The sequence below is a fragment of the Actinomadura sp. NPDC047616 genome, from assembly GCF_040642915.1.
In the GTDB taxonomy this organism is placed as follows: domain Bacteria; phylum Actinomycetota; class Actinomycetes; order Streptosporangiales; family Streptosporangiaceae; genus Spirillospora; species Spirillospora miaoliensis.
In genome coordinates this window covers 286,714-303,380 of the sequence record NZ_JBEYTB010000010.1, presented here as the reverse complement: position 1 = coordinate 303,380, position 16,667 = coordinate 286,714, and the positions used below count along the sequence as shown (strand labels likewise).

Annotated in this window: 16 protein-coding genes; 5 read left to right on the top strand and 11 right to left on the bottom strand. The window is 74.2% G+C overall.

Features of this window, described 5'->3' with window-relative positions:
- The first annotated feature begins 34 nt into the window (after positions 1–34).
- From ABZ801_RS24730 to ABZ801_RS24720, 3 genes are all read left to right on the top strand, one after another.
- Positions 35–1,180, top strand: a complete 1,146-nt coding sequence (locus ABZ801_RS24730; protein WP_360701807.1) for a CoA transferase — start codon at positions 35–37, stop codon at positions 1,178–1,180.
- The gene (locus ABZ801_RS24725; protein WP_344959237.1) at positions 1,177–1,983 is read left to right on the top strand and encodes a MaoC family dehydratase N-terminal domain-containing protein; all 807 of its coding nucleotides are present in this window, start codon (positions 1,177–1,179) and stop codon (positions 1,981–1,983) included. The genes ABZ801_RS24730 and ABZ801_RS24725 overlap by 4 nt, the downstream gene beginning before the upstream one ends.
- Before the next feature lie 232 nt (positions 1,984–2,215).
- Positions 2,216–3,397, top strand: coding sequence for an acyl-CoA dehydrogenase family protein (locus tag ABZ801_RS24720; protein WP_360701804.1), 1,182 nt, complete (start codon positions 2,216–2,218; stop codon positions 3,395–3,397).
- Between the two features lie 39 nt (positions 3,398–3,436).
- Here the strand turns inward: ABZ801_RS24720 and ABZ801_RS24715 are convergent, their stop codons facing one another.
- From ABZ801_RS24715 to ABZ801_RS24675, 9 genes are all read right to left on the bottom strand, one after another.
- Positions 3,437–4,231, bottom strand: coding sequence for an ABC transporter ATP-binding protein (locus ABZ801_RS24715; protein WP_344959233.1), 795 nt, complete (start codon positions 4,229–4,231; stop codon positions 3,437–3,439).
- Positions 4,204–5,250, bottom strand: coding sequence for an iron ABC transporter permease (locus ABZ801_RS24710; RefSeq protein WP_360701801.1), 1,047 nt, complete (start codon positions 5,248–5,250; stop codon positions 4,204–4,206). Before ABZ801_RS24710 ends, ABZ801_RS24715 begins: the two co-directional genes overlap by 28 nt.
- Positions 5,243–6,343, bottom strand: a complete 1,101-nt coding sequence (locus tag ABZ801_RS24705) for an ABC transporter substrate-binding protein (RefSeq protein ID WP_360701798.1) — start codon at positions 6,341–6,343, stop codon at positions 5,243–5,245. The genes ABZ801_RS24710 and ABZ801_RS24705 overlap by 8 nt, the downstream gene beginning before the upstream one ends.
- A gap of 70 nt (positions 6,344–6,413) precedes the next feature.
- A complete protein-coding gene (locus tag ABZ801_RS24700; protein WP_360701795.1) occupies positions 6,414–6,995 on the bottom strand; it encodes a hypothetical protein in 582 nt (193 codons plus the stop codon).
- A 228-nt stretch (positions 6,996–7,223) separates the two neighbouring features.
- Positions 7,224–8,543 (bottom strand): ABC transporter substrate-binding protein, encoded by a 1,320-nt coding sequence (locus tag ABZ801_RS24695; RefSeq protein WP_360701793.1) that lies wholly within the window; start codon positions 8,541–8,543, stop codon positions 7,224–7,226.
- Positions 8,544–8,590: 47 nt separating this feature from the next.
- Positions 8,591–9,691: a branched-chain amino acid ABC transporter permease gene (locus ABZ801_RS24690; RefSeq protein ID WP_360701790.1), complete on the bottom strand. Its 1,101-nt coding sequence runs from the start codon at positions 9,689–9,691 to the stop codon at positions 8,591–8,593.
- Positions 9,688–10,566 (bottom strand): branched-chain amino acid ABC transporter permease, encoded by an 879-nt coding sequence (locus ABZ801_RS24685; RefSeq protein WP_344959220.1) that lies wholly within the window; start codon positions 10,564–10,566, stop codon positions 9,688–9,690. Before ABZ801_RS24685 ends, ABZ801_RS24690 begins: the two co-directional genes overlap by 4 nt.
- A 12-nt stretch (positions 10,567–10,578) precedes the next feature.
- Positions 10,579–11,286, bottom strand: a complete 708-nt coding sequence (locus ABZ801_RS24680; protein ID WP_360701787.1) for an ABC transporter ATP-binding protein — start codon at positions 11,284–11,286, stop codon at positions 10,579–10,581.
- The gene (locus ABZ801_RS24675; protein WP_360701785.1) at positions 11,279–12,106 is read right to left on the bottom strand and encodes an ABC transporter ATP-binding protein; all 828 of its coding nucleotides are present in this window, start codon (positions 12,104–12,106) and stop codon (positions 11,279–11,281) included. The genes ABZ801_RS24680 and ABZ801_RS24675 overlap by 8 nt, the downstream gene beginning before the upstream one ends.
- 232 nt (positions 12,107–12,338) lie before the next feature.
- Here ABZ801_RS24675 and ABZ801_RS24670 point away from each other — a divergent pair, with 232 nt between their 5' ends.
- Positions 12,339–13,007 carry a TetR/AcrR family transcriptional regulator gene (locus tag ABZ801_RS24670; RefSeq protein ID WP_360701783.1) on the top strand — a complete coding sequence of 223 codons (669 nt, stop codon included), beginning with the start codon at positions 12,339–12,341 and terminating at the stop codon, positions 13,005–13,007.
- Positions 13,008–13,020: 13 nt separating this feature from the next.
- Here the strand turns inward: ABZ801_RS24670 and ABZ801_RS24665 are convergent, their stop codons facing one another.
- On the bottom strand, positions 13,021–14,679 hold the full coding sequence (locus ABZ801_RS24665; RefSeq protein ID WP_360701780.1) for a long-chain fatty acid--CoA ligase: 1,659 nt from the start codon (positions 14,677–14,679) through the stop codon (positions 13,021–13,023).
- Positions 14,680–14,934: 255 nt separating this feature from the next.
- On the opposite strand from ABZ801_RS24665, the gene ABZ801_RS24660 reads away from it, so the two are divergent.
- Positions 14,935–15,948, top strand: coding sequence for an aldo/keto reductase (locus ABZ801_RS24660; RefSeq protein WP_360701778.1), 1,014 nt, complete (start codon positions 14,935–14,937; stop codon positions 15,946–15,948).
- A 103-nt stretch (positions 15,949–16,051) separates the two neighbouring features.
- Here the strand turns inward: ABZ801_RS24660 and ABZ801_RS24655 are convergent, their stop codons facing one another.
- The gene (locus tag ABZ801_RS24655) at positions 16,052–16,630 is read right to left on the bottom strand and encodes a peroxiredoxin-like family protein (RefSeq protein ID WP_360701775.1); all 579 of its coding nucleotides are present in this window, start codon (positions 16,628–16,630) and stop codon (positions 16,052–16,054) included.
- Between the last annotated feature and the right edge of the window lie 37 nt (positions 16,631–16,667).

Sequence of the window (16,667 nt, the reverse complement as noted above, 5' to 3'; positions counted from 1 at the left end):
CGGCGCCGCGACCGCCGAGTTGCATAATGGGCGGATGCTGGAGGGCCTGCGGATCGTCGAGGTGTCGAGTTTCGTCGCGGCCCCGCTCGGCGGCATGACACTGGCCCAGCTCGGCGCCGAGGTCGTCCGCGTCGACCCGCTCGGCGGCGCGGCCGACGTGGGACGCCACCCGCTGGCCCCGTCCGGCACCAGCCTGGTGTGGACCGGGCTGAACAAGGGCAAACGGTCGGTCACCGTCGACTTCCGGTCCCCGGAGGGACGCGACGTCGTCACCCGCCTGGTGGCCGACGCCGGAGCCGTGCTGACGAACGCGGTGGGCCGGGCCTGGCTGTCGTACGAGACGCTCTCGCAGGCCCGCCCCGACCTGATCCACCTGCAGATCCAGGGACGCGCGGACGGCACCGCGGCGGTCGACTACACCGTCAACGCCGAGATCGGGTTCCCGCTGGTCACCGGGCCCGCCGACCACGCCGGCCCGGTCAACCACGTGCTGCCCGCCTGGGACGTGGCGTGCGGGCTGTACGCGGCCGTGGGCCTGCTCGCGGCCGAACGGCGCCGCACCCGCACGGGCGCCGGCGCGCGGATCACCCTGGCGCTGCACGACGTGGCGCTGGCCATGGCCGGCAACCTGGGCTTCCTCGCCGAGGCGCAACTGGGCGCGGAGCGTCCCCGCATCGGCAACGACCTGTACGGCGGCCTCGGCCGCGACTTCCCCCTCGCCGACGGCGAACGCGTCATGGTGGTGGCGCTGACGGCCCGGCACTTCACCGACCTGTGCGCGGCCACCGGGCTGACCGGGACCGTGGCCGAGCTGGAACGCCTGCTGGGCGCCGACTTCACCTTGGACGGCGACCGCTACCGGCACCGCGAGTCCCTGTTCGCCCTGCTCGCCCCCTGGTTCGCCGGACGCACCCTCGCCGAGGTCGACAAGGCGCTCGCGCCGACGTCGGTGCTGTACGCCCCGTACCGCCGCTTCGCCGACCTCGACCCCGCCGCCAGCCCCCTGCTCGAACAGATCGATCAGCCCGGCGTCGGCCGCGTGCACGCCCCGGCCTCGCCCCTGGACACCGGCCGGCGCACGGTCGTGCCCGCCCCGAGGCTGGGCGAGCACACCGACGCCGTCCTGGCCGAGCTGGGGCTGGACCCCGCCGGGCTGCGCGCGAAGGGAGTGGTCGCTTGATCGACATCGCCGGCTGGGAGCCCGGCCCGCAGGAGCGCACGGAGACGATCCACCCCGCGCCCGCCCTGGCGCTGGCGGGACTGCTGGACGTCGACCCGCCCGGTCCGGAACTGCCGCCGCTGTGGCAGTGGCTGTACTTCCTCGACCGTCCCCGCACCGGCGACCTGGGCGCCGACGGCCATCCCCGCGACGGCCACTTCCTGCCGCCGATCCCCGACCGGCGCCGCATGTTCGCCGGGGGCCGGCTCACCCTGCGCCAGCCGATCCGCCTCGGCGACACGCTCACCCGCCGCTCGGAGACGGCCGACACCACGCTCAAGCACGGCCGCAGCGGCGAGCTGCTGTTCGTGACCGTCCGCCACACCTACCTGCGCGACGGCGCCGAGATCGCCGTCGAGGAACAGGACCTCGTCTACCGCAGCGGCGACCCGGCCACGCCCACGTCCGCTCCTTCGTACGAGCCGCCGCAGGTGGAGGCGCCGTGGACGCTGCCGGCGACCACCGACCCGGTGCTGCTGTTCCGGTTCAGCGCGCTGACCTACAACGCCCACCGCATCCACTACGACCCCGTCTACACGACCGAGGTGGAAGGCCATCCGGCCTTGGTGGTGCACGGCCCCCTGCTGGCGATCCTGTGCCTGGAACTGCCGCGCCGCGCCGGTCACAAGGTGAGCGAGCTGGCGTTCCGCGCCCGCAAACCCGTCTATGTCGGGCAGCCGTTCGTCGCCGCGGGCTCCCCGGACGGCCACCTGTCCATCGAGGCCCCGGCGGCCGTCACGGCCATGACCGCGACCTTCGCCTGACCGGGGTCTACGGGTCGGCCGGCGGCCGCCGCCCACGCGAAGGACGGCGGCGCCTGCGCCTGGCCCGTCCGCTGTCGCGCAACGCCCTGAACAGGGCCCGCGACACCGCCCACATGTATCCCATGGTCTCCCCGAACCGCCCGGCCCCCGTGGGGGCGATCCACCAGTGGGAGCGATCCAACACTAACGATCAATCTGGTGCGGGGCCGGGAGATTCTGGAAGGTTGGTGGCATGGGCGACAGGTTGCAGCAGACGTACGGGTTGACCGACGAGCAGCGGGAGATCATCGCGACCGTCCGGGCGTTCGTGGACAAGGAGGTGCTGCCGGTCGCGACGGAGCTGGAGCATGCCGACGCCTACCCGCGGGAGCTGGTCGACCGGATGCGGGAGCTCGGGCTGTTCGGGCTGACGATCCCCGAGGAGCACGGCGGGCTCGGGGAGTCCCTGCTGACCTACGCGCTGGTCGTCGAGGAGCTGTCGCGCGGCTGGATGAGCCTGTCGGGGATCGTCAACACGCACTTCATCGTCGCCTGGATGATCGTCCAGCACGGGACTGACGAACAGCGGGCGCGGTACCTGCCGCGGATGGCCGCCGGGGAGGTGCGCGGGGCCTTCTCCATGTCGGAGCCGGGATGCGGGTCGGACGTGGCGGCGATCCGCACCCGCGCGGTGCGCGACGACGACGCGTACGTGATCGACGGGCAGAAGATGTGGCTGACCAACGGCGCCACGGCGAACCTCGTCGCCGTGCTCGTCAAGACCGACCCCGCCGCCGGGCACCGGGGGATGACCACGTTCCTGGTCGAGAAGGAACCCGGGTTCGGGGAGGTCGCGCCCGGCCTGACCGTTCCCGGCAAGATCGGCAAGATGGGGTACAAGGGCGTCGACACGACCGAGCTGCTGTTCGACGGGTACCGCATCGACGCCGAGCGGGTGCTCGGCGGGGAGCCCGGGCGGGGCTTCTACCAGATGATGGACGGCGTGGAGGTCGGCCGCGTCAACGTGGCCGCGCGCGCCTGCGGGGTGGCGCGGCGCGCCTACGAGCTGGCGCTCGGCCACGCCAGACAGCGTGAGACGTTCGGCAGGCCGATCGCCGAGCACCAGGCCGTGCTGTTCCGTCTCGCCGAGATGGCCACCAAGGTGGAGGCCGCGCACCAGATGACGGTGATGGCCGCCCGCCGCAAGGACTCCGGCGAACGCAACGACCTGGAGGCCGGGATGGCCAAGTACCTGGCGAGCGAGTACTGCAAGGAGGTCGTCGAGGACGCCTTCCGCGTCCACGGCGGATACGGCTACTCCACCGAGTACGAGATCGAGCGGCTCTACCGTGAAGCGCCCATGCTGCTGATCGGCGAGGGCACGGCCGACATCCAGCGGATGGTGATCGGGCGGCGCCTGCTGGAGGAGAGCTGAGCGGAGGGCGTCCGGCGCCGCGCCGGACGCCCTCGTCGCTCACGGCAGCGACGCCACGGCGATGTGCGGACGGCCCGTCAGGGGATGCGGGCCGATGTGCGCCCGCACGCCGAACACCTCGGCCACGAACTCGGGCGTGAGCACCTCCAGCGGCGGCCCCGCGGCCCGGACCGTGCCGCCGCTCAGCACGACGACGTGGTCGCAGTAGGACGCGGCGTGGTCCAGGTCGTGCAGGGCGGCCAGCAGGGTCAGCCCCAGCGACTTCACCAGGTCGAGCAGGCCGAGCTGCGCCCGCACGTCCAGGTGGTTGGTGGGCTCGTCCAGCACCAGCAGCGGCGCCCGCTGCGCCAGCGCCCGCGCCACCAGCACCCGCTGCCGTTCGCCGCCCGACAGCGTGGAGAACAGCCGGTCGGCCGCCCACGCCATGCCGACGCGTTCCAGGGCGTCGGCGACGATCGCGCGGTCGCCGGCGTCCTCCCGGTCGAGCAGTCCCTTGTACGGGGCGCGTCCCATCGCCACCACCTCGGCGACCGAGAACTCCCCGCCCAGCTCGCCGTGCTGGGTGACCACGGCGCGGCGCCGCGCCGCCTGCCGGGCCCGCATCCGCCACAGGTCGTCGCCGTCCAGCGACACCGCCCCGGCGGCCGGGCGCAGCGACCGGTAGACGGTGCGCAGCAGCGTCGACTTGCCGCTGCCGTTCGGCCCGACCAGCCCGACGAAGTCACCCGGCTCGGCCACCAGGTCGACGTCCGACACGATCGGCACGCCCTCGATCTCGGCGGTCACGCCGTCGATGACCAGCCGCATCAGCGCGTCCCCCGGCGCAGCAGCCACAGGAAGAACGGCACCCCCAGCACCGTGGTGATCACCCCGACGGGCAGCTCGTCGGGACGGTCCACGGTGCGGGCGGCGACGTCCACCACGACCAGGAACGCCGCGCCGAGCAGCAGCGCCACCGGCAGCACCCGCCGGTGGTCGGCGCCCACGAGGAACCGGGTGGCGTGCGGCACCATCAGCCCGACGAAGCCGATCCCGCCGACCACGCTCACCGCCGTCGCGGTCAGCAGCGAGGCGACGACCAGCAGCGTGACGCGCAGCGTCCGCACCGACGTGCCGAGCCCGGCCGCCGCGTCCTCCCCGGCCAGCAGCGCGTTGAGGCCGCGGGCCCGCAGCAGCAGGTAGGCGGTGCAGCCGGCGATGACCGCGGCGGGCAGCCCGAGGTCGGACCAGGACGCGCCCGCCACGCTGCCCATCAGCCAGAACATCAGCCCCTGCAGCTCGGTCTCGTCGATCTGCAGCTGCACGTAGCTGGTCGCGGCCGAGCACAGGTAGCCGACGGCGACGCCCGCCAGCACCAGCCGCGAGTCCACCAGCCGCCCGCCGCGCTGCGCCAGCGCGTACACCGCGAGCACGGTCAGCATGGCGGTGCAGAACGCCGCGCCGGTCACGCCGAGACCGCCGAGCGCGCTCGCGCCGACGGCGGCGACCAGCACCGCGCCCAGCGACGCCCCCGCCGACACCCCCAGCACGTACGGGTCGGCCAGCGGGTTGCGCACCAGCGCCTGGAGCGCCACGCCCGCGACGCTCAGTCCCGCGCCGGCCAGCGCCGCCACCAGCACGCGCGGCGTGCGGATCTCCCAGACGACCTGCTCGCGCAGCGGATCGGACGGCGCACCGGTCAGATGCGCGCCGATCACCTGCCACACCGCGCCGACCGGAACGGTGACCGAGCCGATCGAGATCGCCACCACCGACACCGCGACGAGCGCCACCGCCAGGCCCGCGACGAGCACGCCCGTCATGTGCCCCGGCACCATGTGCGGGCCGCGCCCGCGCACCCGCGCCTCAGCCATCGCCGTGCACCGCCTTGGCGATCTTCTCCACGGCCCACGCGTTGAGCGGCCCGAGGAACACCCCGTCGGAGGCGGTGGTGTACGTGCGGGTCCGGGACGCCCGCCACTGCGGGTAGGCGGCGAACAGCTTCCGCGCCTCGGCGTCCAGGTCCACGTTCGGCTCGAAGGCGCCCACCACCAGCACGTCCACCTCGGCGGCGGCGAGCTGTTCGCGGTTGAGGGTGGAGGTGACGTCGCGGGAGCGGCCGGCGAACGCGTTGACGCCTCCGGCCGCGCGGACGACCTCGTCGGTGAGGCGGCCGGTCATCACCGCGGGCAGCCCGTTGACGTTCATCATCGCCATGCCCGGGTAGGCGATCAGCACCTTCCTGGCGGGTCGGCCGTGGACGCGGGCGCGCACCGCCTCCACCCGCCGCCGCAGCTCGGCGCTGACCCGCGCCGCCCGGTGCTGGACGTCGAAGACCAGCCCGAGCAGCGCCAGGAACTCGTACGACGACTCGATGGAGATGCCCTCGTACGCGGCCTTCTCCTCCGGCGAGGCGTCCGGTTTGCCCAGCGCGCAGTTGACGGGGTTGACGAGCGTGTTGACGCCCGTCGCGGCGAGCTGCTCGCGCGTGGCGAGGCCGCGCCTGGCGTCGAACCCGCCCGACCAGGTCGACAGCACCAGGTCCGCCTTGGCCGACAGCACCCGCTCGGCGGGCACCTCGAAGTTCTTGTTCATCGTGAACCCGCCGTCGGGCAGGGCCTGGACGTCGCGGAGCATCGTGGGGTGGTCCGACACGCCGTAGCGTTGCGCGTTGGCCAGCACGTGCTTCTGCAGGCCGAGCAGGACGACGCTCTCGACCTCGGCGACCGAGGTCCCGTTGAGGATGAGCAGGCGCCGGGGCGGCCCGGTGAACGTCACCTTCCGGCCGCAGTTGTCGAGGGTCAGCGGATAGGTGGTCCTGCGGGGGGCGGACAGGACGGCTCTGAGCGTCGTGTCCGGCTCGTCGTCGGGAGCGGAGTTCGCGCATCCCGACGTCACGAGCGTGGTCGTGAGCGTCACGGCGGCGCACGCAGACAGCGCGGCGCGCCGGAACGGCCGGTCGAACATCGAAGACTTCCTCGCGTTCCGGTGATCAGGACATGCGCGGGCACGCCGCGCGGCCCGTCGCCGGACGGGCTCAGACGGCGTGCGGGCCGATCACCGGAGGGCCGCGGCGCCGGACGGCCCGGGCCAGCACGACGCCCGCGGGCGGCGGCCGGTCGCCGGAAACGACCACCACCCAGGCGGGGCGTTCGACCGCGACCGGACGCGACACCAGCCGCGCCACGACGATCGCGAAGATCGCCCCGCACAGCCACCACAGCGCCCGGTCGGCGCCCGCCAGCAGCGCGGCGCCCGCGACGGCCGCCACGGCGTGCCCGGCCAGCATCGACGGACCTGTGGCGGCCGCTTCGGGGACCGCGGACGGATGGTGCGCGGCGGCGGACGCCGAGCCCGCGGTGACCGTGAACGCCATGTGGAAGGCGACCTGCGCCCACCCGATGACGGCGAGGATCTTCCAGAACGAGGTCGTCCGGCGCGTCACGGCGACGCTCAACGCGCCCACCGCGCCGCCGGTGACCAGGACGGCGGGCAGCGGCGGCAGGCAGCAGTCCCGCGCGCCGCCCCACACGTGACCGCCCAGCGCCAGCAGCGTGCACGCGGCGGCCAGGAACCCGCCTCGCACGTACCGCGGCACAGCCGCTCCCGGACCGGTCACGCGGTCAGCCTAAGGCCCGGCCCCGCCGGGCCCGCCGCGGGCCGGGAGAGGATGGCGCATATCGCGGTATGCGGGACCATCCCGACACCGCCGTCGCGTCGTGGTCGCTCCCTGGGCCGTGCGGCACGCCGTCGTTCGCGACGCCGGTCCGCCACCCGCTGACGGCGGCCTCCGCCGACCGGCCCGCGTGACGAACTCGGGCGGGCCGGTCCCGCCGCCCGGCCGTGCTCAGTTCCGCGGCGGGATGCCGTTGGCGGGGGCCTGGGGCTGCCCGCCCGTGTACGGCTGGATGGGGCCGTCGCCCGCGTCCGTCGTCATCGGCTGTCCCTGGAGCACGACCGTGTCGCCCTTGATGACACCGATCTGCGCCCCGGTGTATCCGGCGTGCGAGTCCTTGCTGTAGGCGAACGGCACCAGCCCCGGCCCGGTGAACTTGGACTTCTCGAGCGCCTCGACCAGGCCCTTGCGCGTGGGGTGCGGCCCGGCGGCCTGCAACGCCTGCACGAAGGTGTAGGCGACGGACATGCCGTAGATGATGTTGCCGTTGAACGGCAGCTTGGGGATGTACTGGCGGTGGATCTGGCGGAACAGCCGGATCCAGCTGTCGTCGCTGCCGGGCGCCGACAGGTACGCGTCGGTGATGATGCCCTGGATGAGCGGGTTGCCCTCGACCTGGGCGCCGCCGCGCTTGGCGTGGCTCTCCAGCAGCCCGGTCAGCGTGACGGGATCCGACCCGACGTTGCTCACCACCATCTGCGGCCTGTAGCCGAGCTTGAGCGCCGCCAGGCGGAACAGCGCGGTGTAGGTGGGGATGGAGAACAGCACCACCACGTCCGCCTTTGACTGCGCGATCGCCTGCACCTGGGCGCCGACGTCGGTGCCGCCCGGCTGGTAGGACTGACGGGTGACGACCTGGCTCGCCGGGATGTACTTGTCCAGGCCCTTGACGCCGTCCTGGCCGAAGTCGTCGTTCTGGTAGAAGTAGGCGACCTTCCTGCCCGCGAACGCGCGCCGCACGTGGTCGCCGAGGATCTTGCCCTCGCGCACGTAGTCGACCTGCCAGCCGAACGTCTGCGGATGCCGCTTCGGCTGGTCCCAGCAGCCGCAGCCGGACGCCACGAACAGGTCGGGCACGCGCTGTGCGTTGAGGTAGCCGACCACCTTGGAGTGGGTGGGCGTGCCCAGCCCGTTGAAGATCGCGAAGACCTTGTCCCGCAGGACGAGCCGCTGCACCACGCCGACGGTCTGCGTCGGGTTGTAGACGTCGTCGACGTACCGGTAGACGATCTTCCGGCCGTGGACGCCGCCGTTGGCGTTGACGTGGTCGAAGAACGCCTTGGACGCGGCGGAGTTGGCGCTGTACCCCGGCGCGGCGGGCCCGGTGAGCGGCTGGTGGCTGCCGATGGTCACGGTGGTGTCGGTGACACCGGGAGCGGAGGCCCCGCCGCCTCCGCCGTCGTCCCCGGAACCGCACGCGGCCGTCGTGCCGGCCGCGAGCACGAGTGCGGTGAGCGCGGCGGTGGCCCGCGCGAGTCGAGGTCGCTTCATGCGTTCCTCCAGTTGAGCGGTGGGTGGGCCCCCGATGGACGAGCCGGTCAGCCGGTGGCGCCGCGGGTCGGACGGCGGCGGCGGGCCAGGGCGGCCCGGCTCAGCGCGGCCCAGGCCGCGCGCAGCCCGCCCTGCACGCCGCGCGGGAACGCCAGGGTGACCACGATCAGCACCAGTCCGTAGAGCGCCAGCGGCAGGTTGGAGGCGACGTTGTGGGACAGGTCGGCCCGCTGCGCCACGTCCGACGCCCAGGCCGGCACGAACACCAGGACCAGCGCGCCCCAGACCGCGCCCGCCAGGCTGCCCGGGCCGCCGATGACGATCGCCGCGATGAGCTGCAGCGACAGGGTGAGCGGGAAGGCGCCCGGCGCGGCCAGCGCGGTCACCACCGCCAGCAGGCCCCCGGCCAGGCCCGCGCACGCCGCCGACACCACCGTGGCGGCGATCCGGACGCGGGCGACCCGCACCCCGTGCAGGGCGGCGGCGATCTCGTCGTCGCGGGTGGCGCGCAGCGTCCGGCCGAACCGGCCGCGGGTCAGGTTGGCCAGCAGGAACAGCGTCAGCACCGCGCCCAGGCAGGCCATCCACGCCTGCCAGCGCTCCACCGGGAACGTCTCGCCGAGCGCCGCCGGCGGTGCCGCCGGCGGAACCGCCAGCCCGTTCTGCCCGCCCAGCAGGTCCAGCAGCGGCGTGTACCCGGCCAGCCCGGGCAGGCCGACCGCGAACGCCAGCGTCGCACCGGCCAGGTAGGGGCCGTGCAGCCGCGCCGCGACCGCCCCGACCACCGTGCCCACCGCGGCCGTCACGGCGACGGCCGCGACCAGCACGGCGGCGAGCGGCCACGCCCGGTGGATCAGCAGCAGCGCGGTGGTGTACGCGCCGACCGCCATGAACGCGCCGTGCCCGAGGGAGATCTGCCCGCCGAGCCCGGTCAGCACCGTCAGCCCGGCGACCGCGCACGTCAGGTAGGCCGCCTGCGCGATCTGCAGGTCCCGGTACGGGCCGGCCGCGCCGGTCAGCAGGTACAGCGCGGCGAGGGCGGCGACGGCGCCGAGCGCGTGCCGCGCCAGCCGGTACCGGCCGAGCACGAGCCGCGCCCGGACCGCGGCGCGCACGGGGCCCGAGGCCCGCCGGGTCGCTTCGGTCACACCCGCCTCCCGGTGGTCGCGGCGAACAGCCCGTCCGGCCGGACGAGCAGCACGGCGATCAGCGCCGCCAGCGCCCCGAGCGTGACCAGGTCGGCGCTGACGTACCCGGACACGTAGCTGAGCGCGCAGCCCAGCAGCACCCCGCCGACGACCGCGCCGACCGGGCTGTCCAGGCCGCCGATCACCGCCGCGGTGAACCCGAACACCAGCACCGCGTCGAACTGCGCGGGCCCGACGAACACCGACGGGGCGATCAGCACCCCGGCCAGCGAGCCGACCAGCGCGGCCAGCGCCCAGCCGAGCGTGAGCATCCGCCCGACCCGGACGCCCAGCAGCCGCGCGACCTCCGGCGCGAACGCCGCCGCCCGCAGCCGCAGCCCCAGGTCGGTGCGCACGAACAGCACCGTCAGCGCCACCATCACCGCGCCGGCCGCGCCGAGGACGAACAGGTCGTTGGGCGACAGCAGCAGCCGCGTGCCGCCGGCCGAGAAGCCGCGGATGCCGAACGCCGGGGGATAGGAGTGCGGCGTGTCGCCCCAGATCATCCCGGCGCCCGCCTGCAGCAGCACGAACAGCCCCAGCGTGACGATCACCGCGTTGAGCGGCGGCTTGTCCTCCACCGGGCGGATCACCACCCGTTCGACCACCGCGCCGAGCACCAGCCCGGACGCCAGGGCCACCGCCAGCGCGACCCAGTACGAGCCGCCCGCGTCGATGACCGACCAGGCCAGGAACGTGGTGACCATCAGCATCGCGCCCTGCGCGAAGTTGACGATCCGGGTGGACCGCCAGATCAGCACCAGCGCCAGCGCGACCGTGGCGAACACCATGCCGGAGGTGATCCCGGCCAGCGTGAGGTTGACGAACCGGACCATGGCGGCGACCCCCTAGAACCCCAGGTAGGCGTGACGGAGGCGGTCGTCGGCGGCGAGCGCGGCGGCGGCGCCCTCGGCCGCGACGGCGCCGAGGTTCAGCACCAGCGCGCGGTCGGCGACCGACAGCGCGCTGCGCGCGTTCTGCTCGACCAGCAGCACGGACAGGCCGGTGTCGTCGCACAGCCGCCGCAGCACCGCCATGAGCTGGGCCACCACGCGGGGGGCCAGGCCCAGCGACGGCTCGTCCACCAGCAGCAGCCGCGGTTCGGCGACCAGCGCCCGGCCGAGCGCCAGCATCTGCCGTTCCCCGCCCGACAGGGTGGCGGCGGCGCGGGCGCGCCGTCCGGCCAGCGGCGGGAACAGCTCGTAGACGGCGCCGGTCCGCCGGGCCAGGTCGCCGCGCCGCCACCGCCACAGCCCGCCCAGCCGCAGGTTCTCCTCGACGGTCAGCTCGGTGATGACGCCGCCGGACTGCGGCACGTGCGCCACGCCGAGCCGGACGATCTCCTCCACCGGCAGCCCGGTCAGGTCGCGGCCGTCCAGCGCCGCCCCGCCCGCCCGGGGCCGCAGCAGCCCGGAGATCGTGCGCAGCAGCGTCGTCTTGCCCGCGCCGTTCGCCCCGAGCACCGCCGTCAGGGCGCCGCCGGCGACCGACAGGCTCACCCCGTCCAGCACCGGCTCGGCCCCGTAGGCGACCACCAGATCCCTCACCTCAAGCACCCGGCACCTCCGGCTCGCGGACCTCCTCGCCCAGGTAGGCGGCGACCACGGCCGGGTCGTCGCGGACCTCGGCGGGCGTGCCGTGCGCGATGACCCTGCCGAAGTCCAGCACCAGCACCCGGTCGCACACGTCCATCACCAGGTCCATGTGGTGCTCGACCAGCACCACCGCCAGCTCCTCGCGCAGCCCGCGGACCAGCTCGGCCAGGTCGGCGATCTCCCCGGCCGACAGCCCGGCCGCGGGCTCGTCGAGCAGCAGCAGGTCCGGCTCGGCGGCCAGGGCGCGGGCCAGCGCCACCCGCTTGCGCACGCCGTAGGACAGCTCGCCGGGCAGCCGCCCGGCGACGCCGGCCACGCCGAGCCGGTCCAGCCGCGCCATCGCCCGCTCGCGCAGCGCGCGCTCGTCGCGGTCGGCGCGCGGCAGCGCCAGCAGGTCGCCGAGGAAACCGGAGCGGGCGTGCCGGTCGGCGCCCACCAGCACGTTCTCCAGCACGGTCAGGCCGGGGAACAGGCCCACGCCCTGCAGCGTGCGGGCGATGCCGAGGCGGGCCAGGTCGTGCGGGCGGTGCCGGGACAGGGTTCGCCCGCGCCAGCGCAGCTCGCCCCGCCGCGGCCGGACGAAACCGCAGATCACGTTGAACAGGGTCGTCTTGCCGGCGCCGTTCGGGCCGATCACGCCGGTGACGCGGCCGGACGGGACGGTCAGGGACACCGCGTCGAGGGCGACCAGCCCGCCGAAACGGACGGTCACCTCGCGCAGGCCGAGCAGTTCAGGGAGTTCGGGGGCTTCGGGGTCGGTGCGAGTCGGATCTTCGGACATGGCGGCCCCATTCCGAGTGACGACGCGAGCCCGGAAAATGTGCGGGGAATTGCATACCGACCAGTCGGTCTCAGCAGCGTATGATCGGGGCGGGAACCCGTCAATAGCCGGTTCGGCGACATGGCGAGGGCCTGCGGGTGCCGGGCTGGGAGACCGGCGCCGGTACGCTGAACGCTGATCACGAGGGAAGGCCGTCCCCGCGGCGGGACCGGCCTCGGGACAGGGGAGAGTCATGGCGCAGCGGCTGGCGGGTAACGCGTCCGCCTACGCGTCCATCCCGGACCGCCTGCTGGCCGTGGCGACGCGGCTGTTCGCGGAGAAGGGCTACGAGAGCACCTCGGTCCAGGAGATCGTCGCCGCCGCCGGGGTCACCAAGGGCGCCATGTACCACTACTTCGGCGCCAAGGACGACCTGCTCTACGAGATCTACCACCGGCTCCTCGGCCTGCAGACGCGGCGCCTGCGCGAGTTCGCCGGCGGCCCCGGCACGGTGGAGGAGCGGCTGCGCGCGGCCGCGGTCGACGTGCTGTCCACCAGCTTCCAGTACCTGGACGAGTTCACCGTCTTCTTCCGCTCCATGCACGTGCTGCCCAAGGAGCGCCGCCGCGCCGTGCGGGCCGAGCGGCGCCGCTACCACGAGGAGTTCCGCGCCCTGGTGGAGGAGGGGCAGCGCGAGGGCGTCTTCCGCGCCGACGTCCCCGCCGACCTGTCGGTGCACTACTTCTTCGGCGCAGTCCACCAGATCAGCACGTGGTACCGCCCGGACGGGCGGCTGGACGCGCAGGAGATCAGCGAGTACTACGTCGAGCTGTTCCTCAACGGCCTGCGGGCGCGTCCCGAGGCCCCGGCGGCGGCGCCCGGCCGTCCCGGACGGGACGACCGGGGCGCGACGTCCGCCTGAGACCGGCGCGGGCTCAGCCCCGCGCGGCCCGCTCGACCCGCTCCACCTCGAAGGCGGCCTCGCGGAACCGCGCCCGCAGCGGCTTCTTGTCGAACTTGCCGACCGTCGTCTTGGGGATCTCGTCGAGGAACGTCCAGTTCTCCGGCACCTGCCAGCGCGCCACCTTGCCGTCCAGGAAGGCCGCCAGCTCCGCCGCCGAGACGGTCGCGCCCCGCCGCCGCACCACGCACGCCAGCGGACGCTCGGTCCAGCGGGGGTCGGGCACGCCGATCACCGCGGCCTCCAGTACGTCCGGATGCGCCATCAGGTGGTTCTCCAGCTCCACCGAGGAGATCCACTCGCCGCCCGACTTGATGACGTCCTTGGCCCGGTCGGTGATCTGGAAGAAGCCGCGCTCGTCGAGCGTGCCGATGTCGCCGGTGCGCAGCCAGCCGTCGTGGAACTTCTCCGGCGCCGGGTCGCGGTGGTAGGAGCCGGTGATCCACGGCCCGCGGACCTCGATCTCGCCGACGGACGCGCCGTCCCACGGCAGTTCCTCGCCCCGGTCGTCGACGACGCGCATCTCCACGCCGGCCGCGACCCGGCCGGACCGCATCCGCCAGTCCACGTCCTCGGGCGTGCCGGGCTTCACGCCGGGCGGCGGGAACGCCATGCCGCCCAGCGGGCTGGTCTCGGTCATGCCCCAGCCCTGGATGATCCGCAGCCCGTACCGCTCCTCGAAGCGCTCCAGCATGGCGCGCGGCGCGGCCGCGCCGCCGGACGTCGCGGTGCGCAACGACGACAGGTCGATCTCCCGCTCGGCGTCGTACTCCAGGATGCCGTTCCAGATCGTCGGGACCGCGGACGCCACGGTGCTGCGTTCGGCCGCGATGAACCGGGTGAGGTGCTCGGGCTGCATGAACGGCCCGGGCATGTGCAGGGTCGCCCCCGACAGCAGCGCCCCGTACGGCAGGCCCCAGGCGTTGACGTGGAACATCGGGACGATCGTCAGCACCCGGTCGGCCTCGGTGACGCCCACCAGCGACGCCGACTGCACCGCCATGGCGTGCAGGAACGTCGAACGGTGCGAGTACACCACGCCCTTGGGGTCGCCGGTGGTGCCGCTGGTGTAGCACATCGACGCGGCCGCGTGCTCGTCCACCTCGGGCCAGGCGAAGCCCGGCTCCTCGGCCGCCAGCAGCTCGCGGTAGCGCAGCACGCGGGCCCGGCCGCCCGACGCCTCCTCCAGCGCGGTCGCGTCGCCGTCGCCCACCACGACGTAGGTCTCCACGCTCGGCACCCGCCCGGCGACGCGCGCCAGCAGCGGGACGAGGTTGTCGTCGACGATGACGATCCGGTCCTCGGCGTGGCCGATGATGTGCGCGAGCTGGTCGGGGAACAGCCGGATGTTCAGGGTGTGCAGCACCGCGCCCATGCCGGGCACGGCGAAGTACGCCTCCAGATGCTCCTGGTGGTTCCAGCAGAACGTGGCGACCGCCTCGCCGGTGCGCACCCCGAGCCGGGTCAGCGCGGTGGCGAGCCGCTCGGCGTTCTCGGCGACCTCCGCGTACGTGGCGCGGCGCGCGCCCGCGCCGGTCCAGGTCACGCATTCGCTCCGCCCGAACACCCGGGACCCGTGCCTGAGTATCGCGCCGACGGTGAGCGGGAAGTCCTGCATCGTGCTTCGGATCATGCGTTTCTCCGGGGGGGCGAATGCGTGTGCCGGCGATTCCTCCGGCCGGTCCGTCGTGCTCGAGAACACATACCGACTGGTCGGTTAAACGTTAGGGTCGTCCCGTTCGCGGCGTCAACGGGTCGCGAGGGTGGTGGTGGCACCACCAGGAAGAGGGGAGCCTGTCTGAGCGGCCGCGCGCCGGGCAGGATCGAAGGCGTGAACCGGCGCGGCGACGACGCCGCCGCGATCTCCACATCCGCCAGAAGGGACCCCATGAGGACACGTACGTTCGCCGGGACGCCGGTCGGGGCGGTCGGGCTCGGCTGCATGGGCATGAGCTGGGCCTACGGCGCCTCCGAACGCGACGACGAGGCGTCGGTCGCGCTGATCCGCGAGGCGCTCGACCTCGGCGTCACGTTCCTGGACACCGCCCAGGTCTACGGGGTCGGGCACAACGAGACCCTGGTCGGCCGCGCGCTGCGGGGCCGCCGCGACGAGGCCGTGCTCGCCACCAAGACCGGGCTGGTCGTCGAGGACGTCGAGAAGATGAGGATGGCCACCCGGGGCACCCCCGAGTACGTCAAGCGCTCGGCCGAGGAGAGCCTGCGCCGCCTGGAGACCGACGTCATCGACCTGTACTACCTGCACCGCGTCGACCCGGCCGTGCCGCTCGCCGAGAGCTGGGGCGCCATGGCCGAGCTGGTCGCCGAGGGCAAGGTGCGGCACCTGGGCCTGTCGGAGGTGACGGTCGCGCAGGCCGAGGAGGCGCACCGTGTCCACCCGGTCGCCGCGATCCAGTCCGAGCTGTCGCTGTGGACGCGGGACGCCATGGGCGCGCCGGGCGGCATCGTCGGCGCGTTCTCCGGGGGAGACCCGGCCGCGGGCGGCGAGGGACCGGGCGACGTGGTCGGCTGGTGCGCCGCCCACGGCGCGGCGTTCGTGCCGTTCTCACCGCTCGGCCGCGGCTTCCTCACCGGCACGGTGACCACCGCCGACCTGGACGACGACGACTTCCGCAGGCGCAACCCGCGCTTCCAGGATGAGGCGGTCCAGCAGAACATGCGCATCGTCGACGTCGTCAGGCGGGTGGCCGAACGGCACGGCGCCACGCCCGCGCAGGTCGCCATCGCCTGGACGCTGGCGCGGGGCGAGCACGTCATCCCGATCCCCGGCACCAAGAAGCAGCGCTACCTGCGCGACAACGCCGGCGCCGCCGACCTGGACCTCACCGAGCAGGACCTGGCCGAACTGGACGACATCCCGGCGCCGGCCGGCAGCCGCTACTGACCCGTCCCCGCGGCGCGGCGCGCCTCCTCGTCACGGCGTGGCTTTCTCGTCACCTCGCAAGGGCGGGCGCGCCGCACGCGGGCTCACGGCCGGACGGCCGCGTTCACGCGACCGGGGCCGCGCGCCTGGCCTCGGCGGCCAGGGCGAGCAGCTCGTCGACCGGCCACTGGTCGTAGGCGTGCCGGCCGTACCCGGCGGCGACGACGCGGCCGTCCGGGGCGATGAGGAAGTCGGCGGGCAGGCCGAGCCGTCCGTGGGGCTGGCGGGCGGCCGGCGTGCGGTCGCGCCGGAGGGCCACCCGCACCGCCGAGCGGGACACCGCGACGAGGATCGGGCCCCACACGCGCGGGTCGAGCAGCGCGCGGCGGCCGGCCTCCACGCCGAACTCCCGGTACAGCCGCTTGCCGGGGTCGGCGACGACGGCGAACGGCAGGTCGGCCGCGTACGGGAGCAGTTCCTCGGCGGGGGAGTGGAACACCGCGACCTCGCGGACGCCGGCCGCCTCGATCTCGGCGTGTCGCCGCGTCACCGACCGCAGGTGCAGGTTGCAGACCGGGCATCCGGCGAAGCGCCGGAACTGCAGGTGGACGAGCCGTTCCGGATCGGGCACGGGCACCGGCGGGCCGCCGACGGCGGCCAGCTCGCGGGCGGTGACCGGCGAGCCCACCGAAAGCCTGGACATGGGAACCTCCGCTCGTAGGCGTACAACATACGCCTAC